This is a genomic window from Archangium violaceum (assembly GCF_016887565.1).
Taxonomy (GTDB): Bacteria; Myxococcota; Myxococcia; order Myxococcales; family Myxococcaceae; genus Archangium; species Archangium violaceum_B.
In genome coordinates this window covers 10,305,677-10,323,199 of record NZ_CP069396.1, presented here as the reverse complement: position 1 = coordinate 10,323,199, position 17,523 = coordinate 10,305,677, and the positions used below count along the sequence as shown (strand labels likewise).

The 17,523-nt window shown below is 68.7% G+C and carries 19 protein-coding genes; 7 read left to right on the top strand and 12 right to left on the bottom strand.

Annotation, left to right across the window (positions count from 1 at the left end; translation table 11 throughout):
• Positions 1 to 22: 22 nt before the first annotated feature.
• From JRI60_RS41065 to JRI60_RS41055, 3 genes are all read right to left on the bottom strand, one after another.
• A complete protein-coding gene (locus tag JRI60_RS41065) occupies positions 23 to 847 on the bottom strand; it encodes a hypothetical protein (RefSeq protein ID WP_204221489.1) in 825 nt (274 codons plus the stop codon).
• Complete coding sequence (locus tag JRI60_RS41060) at positions 844 to 1,170, bottom strand: hypothetical protein (protein ID WP_204221488.1); 327 nt, start codon at positions 1,168 to 1,170, stop codon at positions 844 to 846. The genes JRI60_RS41065 and JRI60_RS41060 overlap by 4 nt, the downstream gene beginning before the upstream one ends.
• An 83-nt stretch (positions 1,171 to 1,253) precedes the next feature.
• Entirely contained in the window at positions 1,254 to 1,631 is a 378-nt protein-coding gene (locus JRI60_RS41055) for a DUF6184 family natural product biosynthesis lipoprotein (RefSeq protein WP_239470023.1), read from the bottom strand.
• A 120-nt stretch (positions 1,632 to 1,751) separates the two neighbouring features.
• Here JRI60_RS41055 and JRI60_RS41050 point away from each other — a divergent pair, with 120 nt between their 5' ends.
• Positions 1,752 to 3,413 (top strand): SAM-dependent methyltransferase, encoded by a 1,662-nt coding sequence (locus JRI60_RS41050; protein ID WP_204221486.1) that lies wholly within the window; start codon positions 1,752 to 1,754, stop codon positions 3,411 to 3,413.
• A 30-nt stretch (positions 3,414 to 3,443) separates the two neighbouring features.
• Here JRI60_RS41050 and JRI60_RS41045 read toward each other — a convergent pair whose 3' ends face one another.
• Positions 3,444 to 4,727: a porin gene (locus JRI60_RS41045; protein WP_204221484.1), complete on the bottom strand. Its 1,284-nt coding sequence runs from the start codon at positions 4,725 to 4,727 to the stop codon at positions 3,444 to 3,446.
• Positions 4,728 to 4,955: 228 nt separating this feature from the next.
• On the opposite strand from JRI60_RS41045, the gene JRI60_RS41040 reads away from it, so the two are divergent.
• Positions 4,956 to 5,762 (top strand): DUF3108 domain-containing protein, encoded by an 807-nt coding sequence (locus JRI60_RS41040; RefSeq protein WP_204221483.1) that lies wholly within the window; start codon positions 4,956 to 4,958, stop codon positions 5,760 to 5,762.
• Entirely contained in the window at positions 5,759 to 6,349 is a 591-nt protein-coding gene (locus JRI60_RS41035; protein ID WP_204221481.1) for a YceI family protein, read from the top strand. Before JRI60_RS41040 ends, JRI60_RS41035 begins: the two co-directional genes overlap by 4 nt.
• Positions 6,350 to 6,369: 20 nt before the next feature.
• Here the strand turns inward: JRI60_RS41035 and JRI60_RS41030 are convergent, their stop codons facing one another.
• Genes JRI60_RS41030 through JRI60_RS41020 form a run of 3 tightly spaced genes read right to left on the bottom strand, consistent with a single transcriptional unit; the run spans position 6,370 to position 9,673 of the window.
• Entirely contained in the window at positions 6,370 to 7,155 is a 786-nt protein-coding gene (locus JRI60_RS41030) for an alpha/beta fold hydrolase (protein ID WP_204221480.1), read from the bottom strand.
• A gap of 44 nt (positions 7,156 to 7,199) precedes the next feature.
• Entirely contained in the window at positions 7,200 to 8,858 is a 1,659-nt protein-coding gene (locus tag JRI60_RS41025) for a hypothetical protein (protein WP_204221478.1), read from the bottom strand.
• The gene (locus JRI60_RS41020) at positions 8,855 to 9,673 is read right to left on the bottom strand and encodes an ABC transporter ATP-binding protein (protein ID WP_204221477.1); all 819 of its coding nucleotides are present in this window, start codon (positions 9,671 to 9,673) and stop codon (positions 8,855 to 8,857) included. Before JRI60_RS41020 ends, JRI60_RS41025 begins: the two co-directional genes overlap by 4 nt.
• A 123-nt stretch (positions 9,674 to 9,796) precedes the next feature.
• On the opposite strand from JRI60_RS41020, the gene purU reads away from it, so the two are divergent.
• Positions 9,797 to 10,672 (top strand): formyltetrahydrofolate deformylase, encoded by an 876-nt coding sequence (gene purU, locus JRI60_RS41015; RefSeq protein WP_204221475.1) that lies wholly within the window; start codon positions 9,797 to 9,799, stop codon positions 10,670 to 10,672.
• 89 nt (positions 10,673 to 10,761) lie between these two features.
• Here purU and JRI60_RS41010 read toward each other — a convergent pair whose 3' ends face one another.
• The 3 genes from JRI60_RS41010 to JRI60_RS41000 form a co-directional block, all read right to left on the bottom strand.
• Entirely contained in the window at positions 10,762 to 11,139 is a 378-nt protein-coding gene (locus JRI60_RS41010; RefSeq protein ID WP_204221473.1) for a response regulator, read from the bottom strand.
• Positions 11,140 to 11,236: 97 nt separating this feature from the next.
• The gene (locus tag JRI60_RS41005) at positions 11,237 to 12,181 is read right to left on the bottom strand and encodes an amidohydrolase family protein (protein WP_204221471.1); all 945 of its coding nucleotides are present in this window, start codon (positions 12,179 to 12,181) and stop codon (positions 11,237 to 11,239) included.
• A gap of 13 nt (positions 12,182 to 12,194) precedes the next feature.
• The gene (locus JRI60_RS41000; RefSeq protein ID WP_204221469.1) at positions 12,195 to 12,428 is read right to left on the bottom strand and encodes a hypothetical protein; all 234 of its coding nucleotides are present in this window, start codon (positions 12,426 to 12,428) and stop codon (positions 12,195 to 12,197) included.
• Positions 12,429 to 12,803: 375 nt separating this feature from the next.
• Here JRI60_RS41000 and JRI60_RS40995 point away from each other — a divergent pair, with 375 nt between their 5' ends.
• Positions 12,804 to 13,073, top strand: coding sequence for a hypothetical protein (locus tag JRI60_RS40995; RefSeq protein WP_204221467.1), 270 nt, complete (start codon positions 12,804 to 12,806; stop codon positions 13,071 to 13,073).
• Here the strand turns inward: JRI60_RS40995 and JRI60_RS40990 are convergent, their stop codons facing one another.
• Together JRI60_RS40990 and ggt are read right to left on the bottom strand one after the other, a co-directional pair.
• Positions 13,074 to 13,856, bottom strand: coding sequence for a TatD family hydrolase (locus JRI60_RS40990; protein ID WP_204221466.1), 783 nt, complete (start codon positions 13,854 to 13,856; stop codon positions 13,074 to 13,076).
• A gap of 17 nt (positions 13,857 to 13,873) precedes the next feature.
• A complete protein-coding gene (ggt, locus tag JRI60_RS40985; RefSeq protein ID WP_239470022.1) occupies positions 13,874 to 15,631 on the bottom strand; it encodes a gamma-glutamyltransferase in 1,758 nt (585 codons plus the stop codon).
• Between the two features lie 183 nt (positions 15,632 to 15,814).
• Between ggt and JRI60_RS40980 the strand changes: the two genes are divergently transcribed.
• Both JRI60_RS40980 and glmU read left to right on the top strand, forming a co-directional pair.
• Positions 15,815 to 16,036 carry a hypothetical protein gene (locus JRI60_RS40980; RefSeq protein WP_204221462.1) on the top strand — a complete coding sequence of 74 codons (222 nt, stop codon included), beginning with the start codon at positions 15,815 to 15,817 and terminating at the stop codon, positions 16,034 to 16,036.
• A gap of 24 nt (positions 16,037 to 16,060) precedes the next feature.
• Positions 16,061 to 17,506: a bifunctional UDP-N-acetylglucosamine diphosphorylase/glucosamine-1-phosphate N-acetyltransferase GlmU gene (glmU, locus tag JRI60_RS40975; RefSeq protein WP_430384419.1), complete on the top strand. Its 1,446-nt coding sequence runs from the start codon at positions 16,061 to 16,063 to the stop codon at positions 17,504 to 17,506.
• The last annotated feature ends 17 nt before the right edge of the window (positions 17,507 to 17,523 follow it).

Here is a 17,523-nt window from a genome sequence, read left to right as displayed (position 1 = left end):
TGCGACGGGCGTGCCGGTCGCTTCAGGTGTTGACGAACTCCTCCAGGCGCTTGCGATTGAGGGTCTGGTTCAAGAAGGCGAAGTCATCGCCGTAATTGGAGAGTGAGAGGTCGCTCTGCTGGGCGAGCCATCGGGCGAGGTGTTCCTCGTCCTCGAACCGCCGCACCTCCTGGCCGCCGAACCCGTCCCACAGCGAGGCGTAGACGAAGCTCTCATCCTCGTCCTTGTACAGGCCCATGCCGCAGTAGTCGCGGTGGCTGAATCCGAGCGACGCACCCGTCTTCAACCTCCTCGCCACGCTCCAGGCCAGCTCGGGGCCGAAGGGCTCGTCACTCGGCGCCACGTTACGAAAATAGGCCAGCCGCGCGTCCACCTGCCTCGTGGCATTCTCCAGCTGCTCCAGCTCCCGCAGGCTCTTGACCTCCGCCGCGCCCATCAGGGTCACCGAGGAAGTCCGCGCGATCAGGTCCACCCGGACGGTGAGCACGCCGTTCCCCGGGTACTGCTGAAGGAGCTTCTCCGCGAGGGTGGCGAACGGCTCGAATCGGAACTGGAAGAAGCTCTCGGGCTGGCCATTGGCTCCCGTGGCATACACGAGCGAGTCGAACTGCTCGGTCTCCCCGTTCTCGATGCGGGTCATCTCCAGTGTGCCTTCCTCGCACCGGTTCCGCTGGAGGAATTCCCCCAGGGTCCGGGCGATCTCCTCGCCGGCAGGTCCCGTGGGAAGGGCGGGGCGTTTCCTCGCATCGAGGTGCTCGCGCTGGCCGGTGAGCTCGTTCCGCTCCTCCGTCAGCTCGGCCAACCTGCGTTGCCGCCACGCCTCGAACTCATCGCGTACGCCGCTCATCCCTGGAACTCATCCGAGCTCCAGGCCTTCAGCGCCTGGTCGCAGGCCTTCTTCTTCTTGTAGACCCAGAAGGCTTTCTCGTCGTCGACGCGGCACTCGAAGACCCCGCTGCTGGTGGTCTGGCAATCCTTGAAGGTCTTCGAGTCGGCCTGGGTCATCTTCCGGCACTTCACTTCATGATCGGCCGTCACCTCGAAGCCGTACCAGCCGACGATCTTCTCCGGGGGAGTCGCGCTCTGGGCGGATGCCAGGGGGCCGAAGCAGAGACTGGAGAGCAGCGCGGCGGTGCGCCACGCGCGGGAGAGCGGGGTGGGTCTTTCCATCCGGAAAGGAAAGCACAGGGGCCTCGGCCAGTTCCAGTGGAGCCGGGGCCCCCACGACCGTGTGGTGCGACTCGAGCCCGGTGCTACTGCTTGCCGCTGCAGACGTCGGACTTCGCGCACTTCGTGTAGATGGTGTCGGCCTTGTCGAAGATGTCGGTACACGAGGTCGAGTTGATGGCGTCCAGGCAGAACTGGAGCTTGTCTCCGTTGATCATCCCGTCACAGTCGGCCATCGACCACCGATCGTTCCAGAACGACTTGCGGTTCGTGATGCACTCGTCGCGGTTGGTGAAATCCTTGCCGCTGCCGATCTCCCCGCAGCGCTCGTAGGCGTCGCAGGTGTTGTCGGCCGCGACGCTCACCGCGTCGACCTGCTTGCCCGTGATGCCGGCGAGGGTCGAGTCACCACAACCGAGGAGTCCCACCGCTCCCACCAGCCACAACACGTTGTTCATTTTCATGCGGGGGGGAGTTAGGTGCCCGATGCTCGATCGTCAAGTGCGTCGTGCCCCCCTCCGCCCCTGGCGTTCGCTTGACGCTCCCCACCTCCGGTGGGACGTTGGGACACCGCCCTAGCCAAGATGGCCACCGAACCCCACCCGCCCCAGTTCGTCCTCGAGCGCAATCAGCGCCTGTCGCGTTCCCTGCTCTGGGGATGTCAGCGGGCCTTCTTCGAGCACCAGGGCATCGAGGCCTGGCGTCAGGGCCTCGTTCCGAACTTCATCACCAGCAATCCCGTCATCGGCCGGGCCTATGCGCAGGTGGTGCTCGGCTGGATGCGGGACTGGTGCGGGGGCGCTCGGGGAGAGGGCGGCCGGCTCCTGGCGCCGGACCCGGGCCAGCCCTTCTACCTCATCGAGCTCGGAGCCGGCGCGGGGCGCTTCGCCTTCCACTTCCTGGAGGCCTTCCGGCAGCTGCGCGCTCGCTCCCAGCTGAGGGACGTGGCCTTCCGGTACGTGATGACGGACCTGCCGGAGCGCAACCTCGAGTTCTGGCTGTCCCATCCACGCCTCCAGCCCTTCCTGGAGGAGGGACTGCTGGACATCGCCCGCTTCGATGCCGAGCGCGACGAGCAGCTCGAGCTCCGCCACTCCGGCATCGTCCTGGCGCCGGGGACGGTGGCCAATCCGCTGGCGTTGGTGGCCAACTACTTCTTCGACAGCATTCCGCAGGACGCCTTCTCCCTGCACGACGGCGTCCTCCACGAGTGCCTCGTCTCCGTCGCCTCCCCGCGGCCCGAGCCGGAGCTGGCCGCGCCGGACCTCCTGGAGCGAGCCGTGGTGTCCTTCGAGGACCACCCGGCGGAGGGCGCCTGTTATGGGGACGTGGAGCTGGACCGCATCCTGGCGGACTACCAGGAGCGGCTGGACGACACGACGTTCCTGTTCCCCTCCAGCGCGCTGCGGTGCCTCCGCCGGCTGCAACGGCTCGCGGGGGACCGCCTGCTGCTGCTCTCCGGAGACAAGGGCCACGCCAGCGAGGACGAGCTTCGGGAGCGCTCGTCCGGAGTGAGCCTGGTGAAGCACGGGGGGGCCTTCTCGCTGATGGTGAACTACGACGCCATCGGCCAGTACTTCCGCCGCCGGGACGGTCAGGTGCTGCGTCCCATCCACCGCCACGTGAGCCTGCACGTGGCTGCCTTCCTCCTGGGCCAGCCGCCGGACGGCCATGGTGAGACGGAGCTGGCGTACGAGGAGGCCATCGAGAAGTTCGGACCGGACGACTACTCCACCCTCCTGAAGCGGCTCGCGAAGCACTACGAGGAGATGTCGCTGGAGGAGCTCCTGGCGGCCCTGCGATGGAGCGGCTGGGATTCCGGCATGCTGATGGACATCTTCCCCGTGCTGGTGGCCCAGGCCGAGTCCGCGGACGAGCCGCTGCGGCAGGAGGTGTGCTGGGCCATCCAGCAGGTGTGGGAGACGGACTACCCGCTCGGCGCGGAGGAGGAGGACCTGGCCTTCCACCTGGGGATACTGCTCTACGTGATGGACCGTCCCGAGCAGGCCCTGACGTTCTTCGAGCACTCGCTGCGGCTGTGCGACGAGGAGCCGGGCACGTACTTCAACCAGGGGATGTGCCATGTGCGCCTGCGGCAGGATGCTCGGGCGTTGGAGTGCTTCGAGCGGGCGCTGGCCCTGGCTCCCGACTTCAGCGAGGCCCGGGAGATGCTCTCCCAACTCCAGTCCCCGGACTGGCGCCAGGGACCGGAAGAGGACGAGGAGGCGGGCGGGGCCGGGGAGTGAGCCGGGGCCCCGGCCGGCCGCGAGGGGCTGTCAGAAGCTCGCCTGGACCAACAACCGTCCCTCGACGACGTTCTGCCTCGAGATGGGCGCGCCCTTCTTCAGCAGCGCCGTCTGGTCCGGCTGCTCCAGCAGGAGATACGAGCCCACCGACTCCTCGAAGATGACCGGAGTCCCCAGCAGGATGGGCAGGTCCATGATGATCTTCGCGTTGAAGCCCTTGAAGCTGTAGGTCAGCGAGGGTGTCACCTCCTGGATGGCGCGCGTGCCGGTGATGGGCGCCTCACCCACGGCGAAGCGGTCGTCTGGCCGGATGAAGGCATACCGGAGCGCGACCTCCACGGGCTTCCACTGGTACGCCACCTGGGCCCGGCCGCCCGGGACGCGCAGGTCTCCGTAGTCATTCTGGTAGACGCCGAAGTTGCCCTCCACCTCCGCCGAGAGGACGCCCGGGCCCGCGGGAGCGCGCATCGCGATGTCGGCACCGACCTGCCACAGCTTGCCCAGGTTGTAGGGCGCCTGACCGACGAACGGGTTCCAGTTTCCGTTCAGCAGGAGCGACTTCTCCGCGGGCTTGGTGTTGAACACCGTCGAGTGGCCCACCAGCGAGTCCTTCACGTAGAGGCCGTTGACGAAGAAGGCCAGCTGAGCCTTGTCGGGCACGTCCTGGGTCATCCGCGTCGCGAAGACGTCCTCGCCGAGCCCGCCGTCGAAGCCCGCGCGGAGCACCACCATCGGGGTGCCGAGCGTCTGCGGCAGGTACCGCTCGGGGATGTCCCTGCCTCCGCCCGTGAAGATGCCGAGGCCCGCCACCGCGGGGCCCAGCTGGGTGTAGAAGGCCGCGCCCACGTCCCGGCCCACGCGGAAGGCCATGTTCTGGATGGAGCGGTCCGCGAAGAGCAGCGAGCCCGAGTCGGTGAGCCGCTCACGGCCGTAGGGCACCTTGAACTGGCCCACCCTCACGTAGGTGTTGCCGAGGAAGCTCAGCGGAACATCCACGTACATGTCCAGCAGGCCCAGCGAGATTCCCGGCGTGGGGGCCTTGATCTCATCCTCGCCACCCATCGCGATCATCACCCTGTACCGCCACGCATCGACGTTGCCCGAGAGGCTGAGCCGACCCTGCTTGAGGAACAGGTAGAGCCGCTCGTCGCTGCGCTGCCCATCCTCGAGCTTCTGGCCGAAGCCCAGGAGTTGCAGCCTGCCGCCCACGTCCATCCGCGCGTTGTCCGTCCGGAGGACTTCCGCGCCGTGCGCAACGCCAGACGCTCCCAGGAGCATCGCGGCGAGGGTTGCTACGAGGTTGGTGGTTCTCATGATGTCTTCCTTTGTCTTGACGTGCGGACGTCAGAGCAAGGTGTGAGCCAACGCGACTCCCCAGGGAGGAATGGCCTGGGGACATGCACGGTCTGCGCGGAGGTGGGTTCCCGCGCAGGACTTGCGTCCCCGGCACGCGTGCGTGTCTCCCCCTGGGAGTGCCCTGGCCGCCGCCGTTCGCGGCATATGGATTGAAGAGAAGGTGGGCGTACCCGAGCGGAGTGCCCCATGCCCGACCCCATTCACCCTCCATGGAATGCCCTCCGCCCCACCGTCCCTCTCCGGGCGGCGCTCCTGCTCGTGGGACTGCTGGGGTTGGCGCCAGCGGCTCGAACCCAGGAGCCTGGCGGGGAGCGCCCCTTCGCGGAAGGCGAGGTGCTCGCCTATCAGGTCTCGCTGGGCCGGCATGGGCGGAGCGGGACGGGGTGGCTGCGAGTGGAGCCCGCCCCGCCGCTGCGCGAAGAGCCGGTGGTGCTGCTGCGCTTCGACTTCGAGACCAAGGTGGGGCCCGTGCCGGTGCGGCACCACTCGCGCTCGTGGTTGAGCGCCCGGCGCATGGCGGCGCTGCGCTATGAGGTGGACGAGCGCGTCCCCTTCAACTCGGTGCGGGAGCAGGTGGACATCTTCCCCGACGAGCAGCGCTGGGCGCGGCGGGACGAGCGGGGACGGAGCGCCTCGACGGAGCCCCTGGACGAGCTGTCCTTTCTCTATGCGTTGCGCATGCTGCCGCTCACTCCCGGGAGTGTCTCCCGGCTGGACCGGCACTTCGATGCGCGGCGCAACCCGGTGGTGGTGCGCGTGCTGCGGCGTGAGGTGCTGCGCGTGCCGGCCGGGGAGTTCTCCACGGTGTTGGTGGAGATGGAGGTGCGCGACCCCAAGCGCTTCGGCGGCCGGGGCGTGTTGCGCCTGTACCTCACGGATGATGAACGCCGGCTACCGGTGCGCATCGAGTCCCAGGTGCCCGTCGCCGGGCAGTTGGTCCTCGAGCTCCAGCCGCCCCCGCCGCCGGAAACGGAAAGGAAGGTCGAGCCATGAAACGCCTTGTTCCTCTGTTGATGACACTCGCCTGGGCGGGTGCGGTCGCCGCGCAGCCCGGCATGGTCCTCCAACCCGGTGGTGAGCTGGCCATCGACGGCACGTCCACGGTGCGTGACTTCACGTGCAAGGCGCAAGGGGTGACGGCCCGGCTCACTCCTGGCGAGGGTGGGGGAGCGCTCGTGCTCGAACAGCTGGCGGGGGCCGTGCGCGAGGGGGTGCTGGAGGTTCCCGCCGGGCGGCTCGACTGCGCCAACGGGACGATGAACGAGCACATGTACAACGCCCTGCGGACGCGGCAGCACCCCACCATCCGCTTCCAGATGAGTGGTTATGAGGTGGGGGCGGTGAAGGACGGCCAGGTGCCCCTGCACATCCACGGCGAGCTGACGCTGGCCGGCGTGACGAAGCCGATCGACCTGGATGTCCGCGCCACGCAAACCCCGGAAGGGGGTCTGCGGGTACGGGGCCGGTACACGCTCCGCATGCCCGACTGGGGAGTGCGCCCGCCCACCCTGATGCTGGGCACCTTGAAGGTGGGCGAATCGGTGGTCATCCGCTTCGACTTCGCACTCCAGCGGCAGTAGGCGGGCGGGCCTCTCCCCGCTCACGCGTGGGCGCGCAGGAACTCCACGAGCGCCGGATTGACGCTCTCGGGGTGGGTCATGTTGGCGGCATGCGCGGCGCCCGGGACGGAGACGTAGCGCTTGCTGCCCGGGAGGGCCGTGTGGAGGTACTCGCCCTCGGACGGAGGAATTCCGGTATCGGCGAGCCCGTGGACCACGATGGCGGGGCAGCGGATCTCGTTCAGCCGGGGCCGGATGTCATCGCGATCGATGAGGTTGTTCATGGCGGCGACGAAGTGGTTCTTGGGAACCTGGCGCCAGCGGTCGAGCCAGGGAGAGTAGAAGCGCTCGTCCCCGATGATGCCGCCCGCCATACTCTGGATGATGTTCTCCGCGGCACCCGGGGTGGCCCACAGGTCCCGGACCTGTCGGTATCCGGCGCGGGTCTGCTCATCATCGACGGTGCCGCGGGTGCTCATGAGGACGAGGGCGCGGACGCGTTCGGGGTAGCGGAGCGCGACGCGCAGGGCGCAGTAGCCGCCCTGGGACATGCCGCCGACGACGGCCCGCTGGATGCCGAGGTGGTCGAGCAGGGCGATGCAGTCCGCGGCTGAATCGTAGAGGTTGAAGGGCTTGCCATCCCAACGGGTGCGGCCGAAGCCACGAGCGTCCCAGCGGATGACGCGGAACTCGGGGGCGAGCGCCCGCACCTGCGCGTCGAACATGCGGCCGTCCATGAGGAAGCCGTGACCGAGGATGAGGGCGGGGCCGGAGCCGCCGGAGTCCTCGAAATAGATGCCTTGGTGGTTGAGCTCGGCGATGGGCATGGCGGTTTTCTACCACGGGGGTCAGAAGGGCACTTGGGGCGTTGTCACTCCCGGGTGACCGCGCGCAGCACGATTTCCCGGCGCTGGTCGAGCAGCCGCAGGGCCAGGGGCAGCAGCGCGCGGTACAGCACGGCATTCACCGCCGCGCACAGGGCGATCATCGCCAGTGTCCGCCCGTCGGGTCCGCTCTCGCCAGCGAAGCGCAGGGCCCAGACGAAGGGGGCGCACCCCACGCTCGCCGCGCCGATGCCGAGCATGGATGCGGTGAGGGGCAGCTTGTCCCGGCGCTTGAGGCTCGCGTGGAACTTCACCGGGAAGTACAGGGACAGGAAGTTGCCCGCCGCGAGCAGCACGGGGACGACGGCCAGCACGGCCGCCATGGCGCACAGGAAGTCCAGCGCCGAGCCCCTGCCGAAGTACACCCGGTAGAAGACGCCCACCAGCAACGCCATGGCGCCCGCCGCCAGGCCCTGCACCCGGTTCTTCGCCCGCAGCACGTCTCCCAGCTCCACGGGCGCGGCGATGAGCATGGCCAGCCCGTGCCCGTCATAGGCGAACGTGTTCTGCGAGAACGTGGACGCCATCACCACCGCGCCATAGATGCACAGGCCGCCCATCAGCCACGCATCCACGCTCGCGCCCAGCAGGTACTCGAAGAGGGCCCGTCCCGAGGTCAGCTTCAGCAGGATGGCCAGCACGAAGGGCACCGCCGCGAGCAGCCGCGCGCGTGGGTTGCGCCACAGGTCCAGCGCCTCGCGCACCACCAGCGTGGTGTACCGGGTGCGCGTCCGGGCGAACGGGTCGGAGTCCCCGGAGGCCTTCGCCGAGGCGCCGCCGCGGCCCACGTTGCGGTGGAAGCGCAGCAGCAGCGCGTAGGCGAGTCCCAGCCCCAGCAGCGTGAAGAAGACCATGCCCACGCCATTGGCCAGGGCGTTGCGCCGGTAGCCGTAGGTGAGCTCCAGCAGCGCGTCCCCGAAGAAGCCCGGAGGCACCCGTCCGAGGGCGATGGTGGCGTCGATGATGATGGCCATGTCCAGCTTGTCCATGCCCCCCTCGCCCATGGCGGTGGTCAGCCACGAGGTGTCGATGGGCGGGATGAAGGACGCGGCCGTGAGGAACACCAGGAAGCCGCCACCGATGAGCTGCGCGCTGTGCTTCTCGCGCAGCACGTTGAGCACCAGGTGCAGCCCCACCCGGCTCCACGCCGCGTTCAGCAGCGCGAACAGCACGTAGAGCGCCACCGCGAACCACTTCACGCGCACCGGGTGCACCGAGGCGAAGCCGAGCGCCGCCCCCGTCAACGGCGCGTAGAAGACGAACGCGCGCGGCTCGAAGAGGCTCGCCACCGTGGAGGCGATGAGCAGCCGGAAGGGCGAGATGGGGAAGGGCGCGTAGCGGCTCAGCTCCGAATGGTCGTCCACGCCCGCGCTCATCAGCGGCCAGGCCACCCAGACCGCCGACGTGACGAAGCACAGCAGGTTGAGGATGAAGAAGGGCCAGACGTCGCTCCGGGCGATGGTCGGCAGGCGCATCAGCCCGTAGAACGTCACGCCCAGGCCCCACGCCGGAGCGCTCGACAACAGGAAGGCGCCCACCGCCATCAGCCGGTTCTTCCCCGGCCCCTGGTTGAGCCCGATGTTCAATCGCAGGCCCCACAACAGCCACAGGTGCCGGAAGAAGCCCGGCGCGGCCGCCCGGTTCATGCCGCCCCCCGGCGCTTTTCCTCCCCGGCGGGCGGGGCCTCTCCATAGAAGGACAGCTTCGCGTTGCGCGCGGCCGGCACGGCGATCAGCTTCTCGAAGACGGACTCCAACGAGGGCGCGTCGTAGCGCTCCATCAGCTCCCGCACCGTCCCCTGGTCCAGCATCCTCCCGCCTCGGATGACGCCCGCGTGCGTGGCCAGCCGCTCCGCGATCTCCAGCACGTGCGTGGTGAGCAGCAGGGTCACTCCCCGCCGGCTCAGCTCGCGCAGCAGCTCGCGGATGACTCCCGCCGCCAGCACGTCGATTCCCTCGAAGGGCTCGTCCAGCAGCACCAGCTCCGGCGCGTGGATGAGCGCCGCCGCGATCGCCAGCCGCCTCCGCATGCCCTTGGAGTACTCGGCCACCAGCGCTCCCGCCTTGTACGTCAGCTCCGTGAGCTCGAGCAGCTCCGCCGCCCGCGCCGCCGCCTCGTCCCCGGACAGGCCGTACATCCTCCCGCAGAAGGTGAGGTACTGCCTCCCGGACAGCCGCTCGAAGAGGCTCAGCTCCTCGGGCACCACGCCGATGTGACGCTTCACCTCCAGCGGCTTCGCCACCGCGTCCACTCCCAGCAGGGAAATCCGTCCGGCGTCCGGCGCGTACACGCCCGTGAGCAGCGCGATGGTGGTGGACTTTCCCGCTCCATTGGGGCCGAGGAAGGCGTAGAAGGCGCCTCGGGGAATGGTGAGCTCCATCCCGTTGAGCGCGGTGAAGTCGCCAAAGCGCTTCACGAGCCCGTGGGCGTTGACGGCCAGTTCAGGGGGGATCGCGGACATGAGAGGGCGGGATCTCACCCGACTCCACCACCCCTACACAATCCCCCTCCTGCCCGAGGTCTCTCCTATAGAGGGGGCTGCCTCTGGCGTAGGATGAGCCCAGGCCCCAATTTCGAGCACCTCATGGATTCCTCCTCTCAGACAGACGTGGATCGCGCCCGGCTCCTCATCACCTGCGCGGACCGCCCCGGTGTCGTGGCCGCCGTGTCCCAGCTCCTCTACGAGCAGGGCGCCAACGTGGTGGACTCGGATCAGCACACCGAGCCCGATGACCTGCGCTTCTTCATGCGGCTGGAGTTCGACCTCCCCGGGCTCCAGGCACGCCTCTCCTCGCTGGCGAGCGCCTTCCAGCCGGTGGCCGAGCGCTTCGGCATGCAGTGGCAGCTCACCCCCGCCGCGCGCGTCAAGCGCATGGCCATCTTCGTCTCCAAGCAGGACCACTGTCTCCAGGAGCTGCTCTGGTTGCTGAAGAAGGGCGAGCTGGCCGCCCACATCCCCCTCGTGGTGAGCAACCACCCGGATGCGCGCGAGGTGGTCGCCCCCTTCGGTGTCCCCCTGCACCACATCCCCGTCACCTCGGAGACCAAGGCTCAAGCCGAGGCCTCCGCCCTGGAGCTGATGCGGGCCCATGACGTGGACCTCATCGTCCTCGCCCGCTACATGCAGATCCTCAGCGCGGATTTCATCACCCGCTTCGGCAAGCCCATCATCAACATCCATCACAGCTTCCTGCCCGCCTTCGTCGGCGCCAACCCGTATGCCCAGGCGCACGCCCGCGGCGTGAAGCTGATTGGTGCCACGGCGCATTACGTCACGGCCGAGCTCGACGCCGGTCCCATCATCGACCAGGACGTCCATCGGGTGGGGCATCGCGATGCCGTGGCGGATCTGGTCCGCATCGGGCGCCGCGTCGAGCGCAACGTGCTCGCGCGCGCCGTCGCCTGGCACCTGGAGGACCGCGTGTTGCTGCACGGGAACAAGACCGTCGTCTTCGCTTGAGACTCGCGGTTTTTGTTCCACGGATCGGGGCGGGGGACGGATACCCTCACCCCGTCCCTCTCCCGGAGGGAGAGGGGGTGGGGTGGTGCTCAGTGCACCATGGCCACTTCCGGCGGGCCGATGATTCGCTGGACCGTCATCCTCACCTTGTCCAGATCCACCGGCTTGGAGATGTAGCCCGCCGCTCCCACCAGCTCCGCCTCCCACTCGAACCCGTAGCCCGAGATGATGATGATCGGCAGCCCTCGTGCTCTCGGCATCTTCTTGAGCGCGTCCAGCAGCCCCCAGCCACTCATCACGGGCATCCGCAAGTCCAACAGCACCGCCTGCGGTATGTCGCCCTCGAGCGTGTCCAGGGCCTCGCGCCCGTTGGCGGCCTGCTCCGTGCGGTAGCCCATCTCCTCTAGGGCATCGCAGATGAGCGTGCGGTGACTCGCGTCGTCATCGACGACCAGGATGTAGGACATGGCGGGGCCTCGAAAGAGTCTTCCAACAGCGAAGGCAGATTCTATGGGGGGCAACATGCGAATGCCCTCCCGGTTCCGGAAGGGGTGTGCCCGCTTTTCAACACCCTTCGAAAAGTTGGAGGGCATTCTGCCCCAGGATGCCCGCCTCCACCTCGTCCCCCAGCTTCAGGGCCAACAACTGCTTCACCTCCCGGTCCCAGGCATAGGGCAGGTTCGGGAAGTCCGTGCCGTACAGGATGCGTTCGGGGCGCACCTCCAGCAAACGGCGGGGGAGGGGGATGGGGAAGTAGCCGGCCAGCACCATGGTGGTGTCCAGCCAGAGGTTGTCGTGGCGCTCCAGCAGCCGCTCGTACGCGTCGAACTCGTCCGCCCCCAGGTGGGGCACGCACAGCTTCAGGGTTGGGTGGTCCCTGAGCACCCGCTCCACGCGCTCGGCCGAGCAGAGGGCATGCACATCGCACTTGTACTGGGGGCTGGCGGGCTCGCGGCCCGCGTGCATCACCAGCGGCCGCCCGGCCCGCGCGCAGGCGGCGTACACCTCGTGCAGCTCGGGCGCGTCCGGGGCGAAGCACTGCACGTGGCAGTGCAGCTTCACCCCCTTGAGTCCCGCCGCGAAGGCCTCGGCCAGTATCTCCGCCGCTCCCTCTTCGCCCGGCAGCACGGTGGCCAGCCCCCACACGCGCGGCTCGGCCCGGGCCACCTCGGCCACGTAGGTGTTGAGGAAGCGCGCCATGCCCGGCTTGTGCGCGTAGTGCAGCGCCACCACCCGGCTCACCCCCCGCGACAGCAGGAAGGACACCACCCGCGGCGTGTGCAGCTTGTAGCGGATGGGCCAGCCGTGCTGGTCGAACCAGCGCCACACCGCCTCGAAGACGGCGTCCGGGAAGAGGTGCACATGGGCATCCACCACGGGTGGCAGCCCCTCGGGCAGCCGCGCTCCCTCCTCGTCGTCGAGGGCTGGCAGGGGCAGCGGCGACTTGCCATGCGCCAGCCAGCCGGAGGCGGGGCCCAGGCAGGCGGGGAGCTCGTCGGGATGATCCATGCGAGGCGGAGCCCTACTCCTTCTTGCGCTCCGGGCCCGTCTTCGGCGCGTCGTCCAACCGCCGCAGATAGGTGTTCTGCGAGTAGCCAGCCCGCTCCAGGCGCTGGGTCTCGATGAGGTCGGCGACCTTCGAGCACACCTGGCTCAGCACACGGAGGGACTCGGCCAGCAGCTTCTCGGCCTGGTCCTGCGCGTCCGCGCGCTTGATGACGGTTCGATCGCGGCGGAACAACTGGGGCAACTTCATCCCCGTCAATCTAAGGGATGGCGTGCCCCCATGCCACCGCGACGACGAGGGCCCTCTCCGTGTCGTTCACCCCCCCCGAGAGGTGCTCCGAGAGCGGCTGCTCTCCCGGGTCCTCCGCGCGAGTGTCGGCCCGTTGACGCATCCAGACGACGCAAAGCATTAGAAATCAACAACTTAACAGCTCAGCAAATTTACACGATGGATCCCGCTCGGCTGGGAAGAGGTGCCGCCACGAGGGAAAGCGTCGGGTAAACGACCAATATCAGGGGCCTTTCACGAATTTTCAGCTGGGGGGGTGACGAGCGGAAAATTTGTGCTTACAGTGCGTCCATTCACTTCCACTTCCCGACGATTCGTCGAAAAGGGGGACTGCGCATGGCTTACGACGGCGAGCTTGTGAAAATGGCGAATGGCCGCTGGGCGCGGTTCCAGCGCTGCCAGGTGTACCGCCCGGGTGTCGAGGATGCGGGCGAGACGATGATGCTGATCGCCGTGGAGTTGGACGAGCGCTATCAGCTGTTGCTGGACGAGGTAGCGGACTCGCTGGCGCAGTACCGGCACCGGGGCATCCCGGTGCAGGCCAGGCTGGACGACGCGGCGCAGCGGCTGACGCTGCACCCCGAGGAGTCCAGCGCGCTTCACTAGTCAGCGAGGCCGGTAGAAGCGCGCGGCGTTCTCACAAGCCACGCGCTTCACCACTCGCTCCGAGAGCTTCGCCTTGGCCAGCAGGTTGGCCACGCGCGCGAGCCCGAGGATGTCTCCGGCGCCATCGCCGGCATCCGAGTTGAGCACCAACCGTTCACTGCCGAGTCGACGAACCAGAGCGACAGCGCGCTCGGCCCGCAGTGCATCGGGGTGCAGGGTCAATCCCGCCCAGTGTCCACAGCCGAGGATGTTGCGCACGGTGCGGCCGTTGGCGTGGTCCACCAGCACGCGCGAGGGGCGCACGCCGGACTCGCGCAGCAGGGTGAGGATGCGCCGGGTGTGGCGCTCCTTGTCGTGGGCCGGGGTGTGCACCACCACCTTCAGCTTGAGCTGACGCGCGAGCGCGAGCTGCTCGAGGAAGGCCTCCTCCTCCTCGATGCCGCCCGCGTGCAGTCCCGTCTCGCCCAGGGCCACCACGCGCCCGCCCTGGAAGTATTCGGGGAGGCTCGAGAGCACCTCGGACAGGCCGCGGCGGGGGATGCAGCGCGGGTGCACCCCCAGCGCCGCCCAGGCGCGGATGCCCAGCTTCTCCAACCGCGGGAGCTGCCGGTACATCAGGTCGTCGAAGTGCTTGCGCAGCGCCTTGGGCGTGGGCTCGGGGAAGTGGTGGGCCATCACCAGTGCCCGCTCCACGCCGAAGAAGCGCATGGACTCGAGGTCCTGATCACTCAGGGTCTCGGGGTGCAGGTGCGCGTCGAAGAGATGGAGGAGCGGCTCGGGCACGGGTGTTCTCGGTTCTGTCAGTCCTGGCCCAGGCCGGCGCCCTCGTTGCGCGGGTCGCTCGCCGAGTAGCGCAGGTTCGTCCGGGGGTCGCTGTAGACGGCCTCGGCGTCACCCCAGGCCTCCTGCTTGCGAATCTTGTGGCCCTTGGCCTCCAGCGCCGCCTGCGTGGCGGGCTCCAGGCCCCAGCGGTCCACCCAGAGCTCGTCCGGGAGGTACTGGTGGTGCAGCCGGCCCTCGCCCACCGCGCGCGTCAGGTCCATGCCGTGGTCGACGAGGTTGCCGATGACCTGGATGACGGTGGTGGGGATGGTGGAGCCACCCGGGCTGCCCACCGCCAGCATCACCTTCTTCGGGTCCTCCCTGGTGAAGACGAGGGTGGGGGACATGGAGGACAGGGGCACCTTGCCCGGGGCGATGGAGTTGGCCTCGCCCGTCACCAGGCCGTAGGCGTTGGGCACGCCGGGCCGCGCGGCGAAGTCGTCCATCTCGTCGTTGAGGAGCACGCCGGTGCCCTTGGCGACGAGGCACGAGCCGAAGGCGTAGTTGACCGTGGTGGTGAGGGCCACCGCGCTGCCGTCCTTGTCGATGACGGAGATGTGCGTGGTGTTCTTCTTCTCCGGCTGCGGGGCGGCCGGGTCGTACCAGGTGTCGTTCGGGTTCTTCAGCGTGGAGCCGGTGGAGCCCTCCATCGGCGCGAGCAGCGAGGCGCTCGGCGTGGCCTTCTTCGGGTCGATGCTCCCGGCCAGGTCCGCCACGTAGCCGGAGGAGGTGAGGCGCTCCATGGGAATCTTCACGAAGGCCGGGTCGCCCAGGTACTTCACCCGGTCCACGTACACGCGGCGCACCGCCTCCGTGTAGAGGTGGAGGTCCTCGGGGTTGCGGTAGTCCACGCCCTTGGGGCGCAGCCGCTCCATCGCGCCGAGCACCTGCAGCACCGCCAGTCCGCCCGCGCTCGGCGGCGGCATGGTGAGGATGCGGTGGCCGCGGTAGCTGCCCTCCAGTGGCTCATGGGTGCGCGTCTTGTAGCCCTTGAGGTCCTCCAGCGTGAGCAGTCCGCCGCCCGCCTTCACCGTGTCCACCATCGCCTGGGCCAGGGGGCCCGAGTAGAAGGCCTTGGCGCCACTCTTCGCGAGCGCCTCCAGCGTGCGGGCCAGCTCCGGCTGGCGCACGAGGTGGCCGATGGGCGGCACGTCCAATTCGCCATTCTCGTTTTTCGAGAGGAAGAGACGCGCGGCCTCGGGGTCCTGCCGGAGGCAGTCGCGCCGCAGGCTGGCCAGCGCCTGGTACTTGGGAGACACCCAGAAGCCGTTGCGCGCGGCCTCGATTGCGGGTTGCAGCACCACCGCGCGCGACAGCTTCCCGTGCTTCTCCAGCAGTTCCAGGTAGCCGGCCACCGCGCCGGGCACCGCCACGCTCAGCGCGCCGTCCGTGGACAGCCCCGGCACCACCTGGCCGTCTTTCAGGTACATGTCGCGCGTGGCCGCCTTGGGCGCCACCTCGCGGAAGTCCAGCACCCGCGTCTGACCCGCCTTCGCGTCGTGCACCAGCGCGAAGCCGCCACCGCCCAACCCCGAGTGATAGGGCCCCACCACCGCCAGCGTGAAGGCCGCCGCCACCGACGCGTCCACCGCGTTGCCGCCCTTCTGCAGCATCCGCAGCGCGGCCTCGCTCGCCATGGGGTGTGCCGTGGCCACCGCTCCGCCCCGGTACGGCCTCGCCGCCCACGCCGGCCACGCCACCACCAGCAGCGCCACCAGTGCCACGCTCCACCACATCTGGTGAGTCCGTATCTTTACCGTCTCCACGTGCAACGCCTCCATGTCGGGCTCGCAACTCGTGCTTCACAGCGTGCGGGTTCTGGAGTATCCCGCCGACGCCCGGCATCGCCACATAACGGTTTCGTCGCGACGAAGTGTCCGGCGGACGCCAGCACGCTCGGTCAGCAGTTTGACCGGCCCATGGGAGAGGGCATCCTGTGGAAGACGCTCGGCGACGCCGGGGGGAACATGAACGCCAACCTGACGACAGTGAAGACGCAGTCGACCCCGCCGGAAGTCCCGGTGACGACGGTCTTCCTCAAACCGACGTTCGGTATCACCGTGCAGAGCAACACGTTGTCCGTTTCCGTGAAGGCGCATGCGGAGGGCACTCGCCCCGCGCGCCCGTCGGCCCGCGGTTGACGTGTCGCGCTCGCGTCCCTAGTAATCGCCGCCATGACAGCTCCTTTGGCGGCGGTGGTGTTGTGCGCGGGCAAGGGCACGCGGATGAAGTCGGAGAAGGCCAAGGTCCTTCACCCCATCCTCGGCAAACCCCTCTGTGCCTATCCCCTCATCCGGGCCCTGGAACTGGGTGCCTCTCCGGTGGTGCCGGTGGTGGGCCACCAGGCCGAGGAGGTGGAGCGCTCCATCCGAGCCCACTTCCCCACCGCGCCCCTGCGCTTCGCGCTGCAGAAGGAGCAGCGGGGCACGGCCGACGCGGTGCGCTCGGCCGAGAGCGCGCTGAAGGACTTCAACGGGCGCGTCTTCATCCTCTACGGTGACGTGCCGCTGGTGCGCCGCGAGACGCTCGAGGCGCTGGTGGCCGCGCACGACAAGAGCGGCGGCGTGCTGACGATGGTGTCCACCCAGCCGCCGGATCCGACGGGCTACGGTCGCGTCATCCGCGAGATGGGCAAGGTGGTGCGCATCGTCGAGCACAAGGACGCCACCCCCGAGCAGCGCCAGGTACGCGAGTGCAACGCCGGCCTCTACCTGGTGGAGTCGTCCTTCCTGTGGAAGGCGCTGGCCAACATCCGCAGCACCAATGCGCAGGGGGAGTTCTACCTGACGGACCTGGTGGAGATGGCCGCTACCCAGGGCCCGGTGGCCGCCATCGACGCCGACTTCGGCGAGACGGCCGGGGTGAACGACCGTGTGGAGCTGGCGGCGCGGGCCCGGGCGCTCCAGACGCGCATCAACGAGGGCCACATGCGCAACGGCGTCACCCTGACGGACCCGGCCACCACCTACATCGAGGAGGGCGTGGCCATCGGGTCGGACACGGAGATTGGCCCCATGGTGACGCTGTCGGGGGCCACCGTGGTCGGCCGCAACGTCACCATCGGACAGGGCTGCGTCCTGCACGCCTCCTCGGTGGCCGACGGGACGAACATGAAGCCGTACACCGTGCTGGAGGAGGCGCGGGTGGGCGAGCGCTGCATCCTCGGCCCGTTCTCCCGGCTGCGCCCCGGGACAGACCTCGCCGAGGAGGTGCACCTGGGCAACTTCGTGGAGACGAAGAAGGCCCGCATCGGCCGCGGCTCCAAGGCCAACCACCTGGCCTACCTGGGCGACGCGAAGATCGGCTCCGGGGTGAACGTGGGGGCCGGTACCATCACCTGCAACTACGACGGCGTGAACAAGCACGTCACCGAGCTGGGCAACGGCGTCTTCATCGGCTCCGACTCGCAGCTGGTGGCCCCTGTGAAAGTCGGGGACGGTGCGTATGTCGGTGCGGGCACCACTGTGACGAAAGATGTGCCTCCTGGCAGCCTCGCTGTGTCACGCACGCCACAGGTCAACATGGAAGGCTGGGTGGAGAGGAAGAAGGCGCGCATGGCCAAGTCCGCGGAAGCTGGTCCTTCCAAGTCGGACAAGGCCTCGGCGGGGTAGTCGGCCCGCGATTTGCT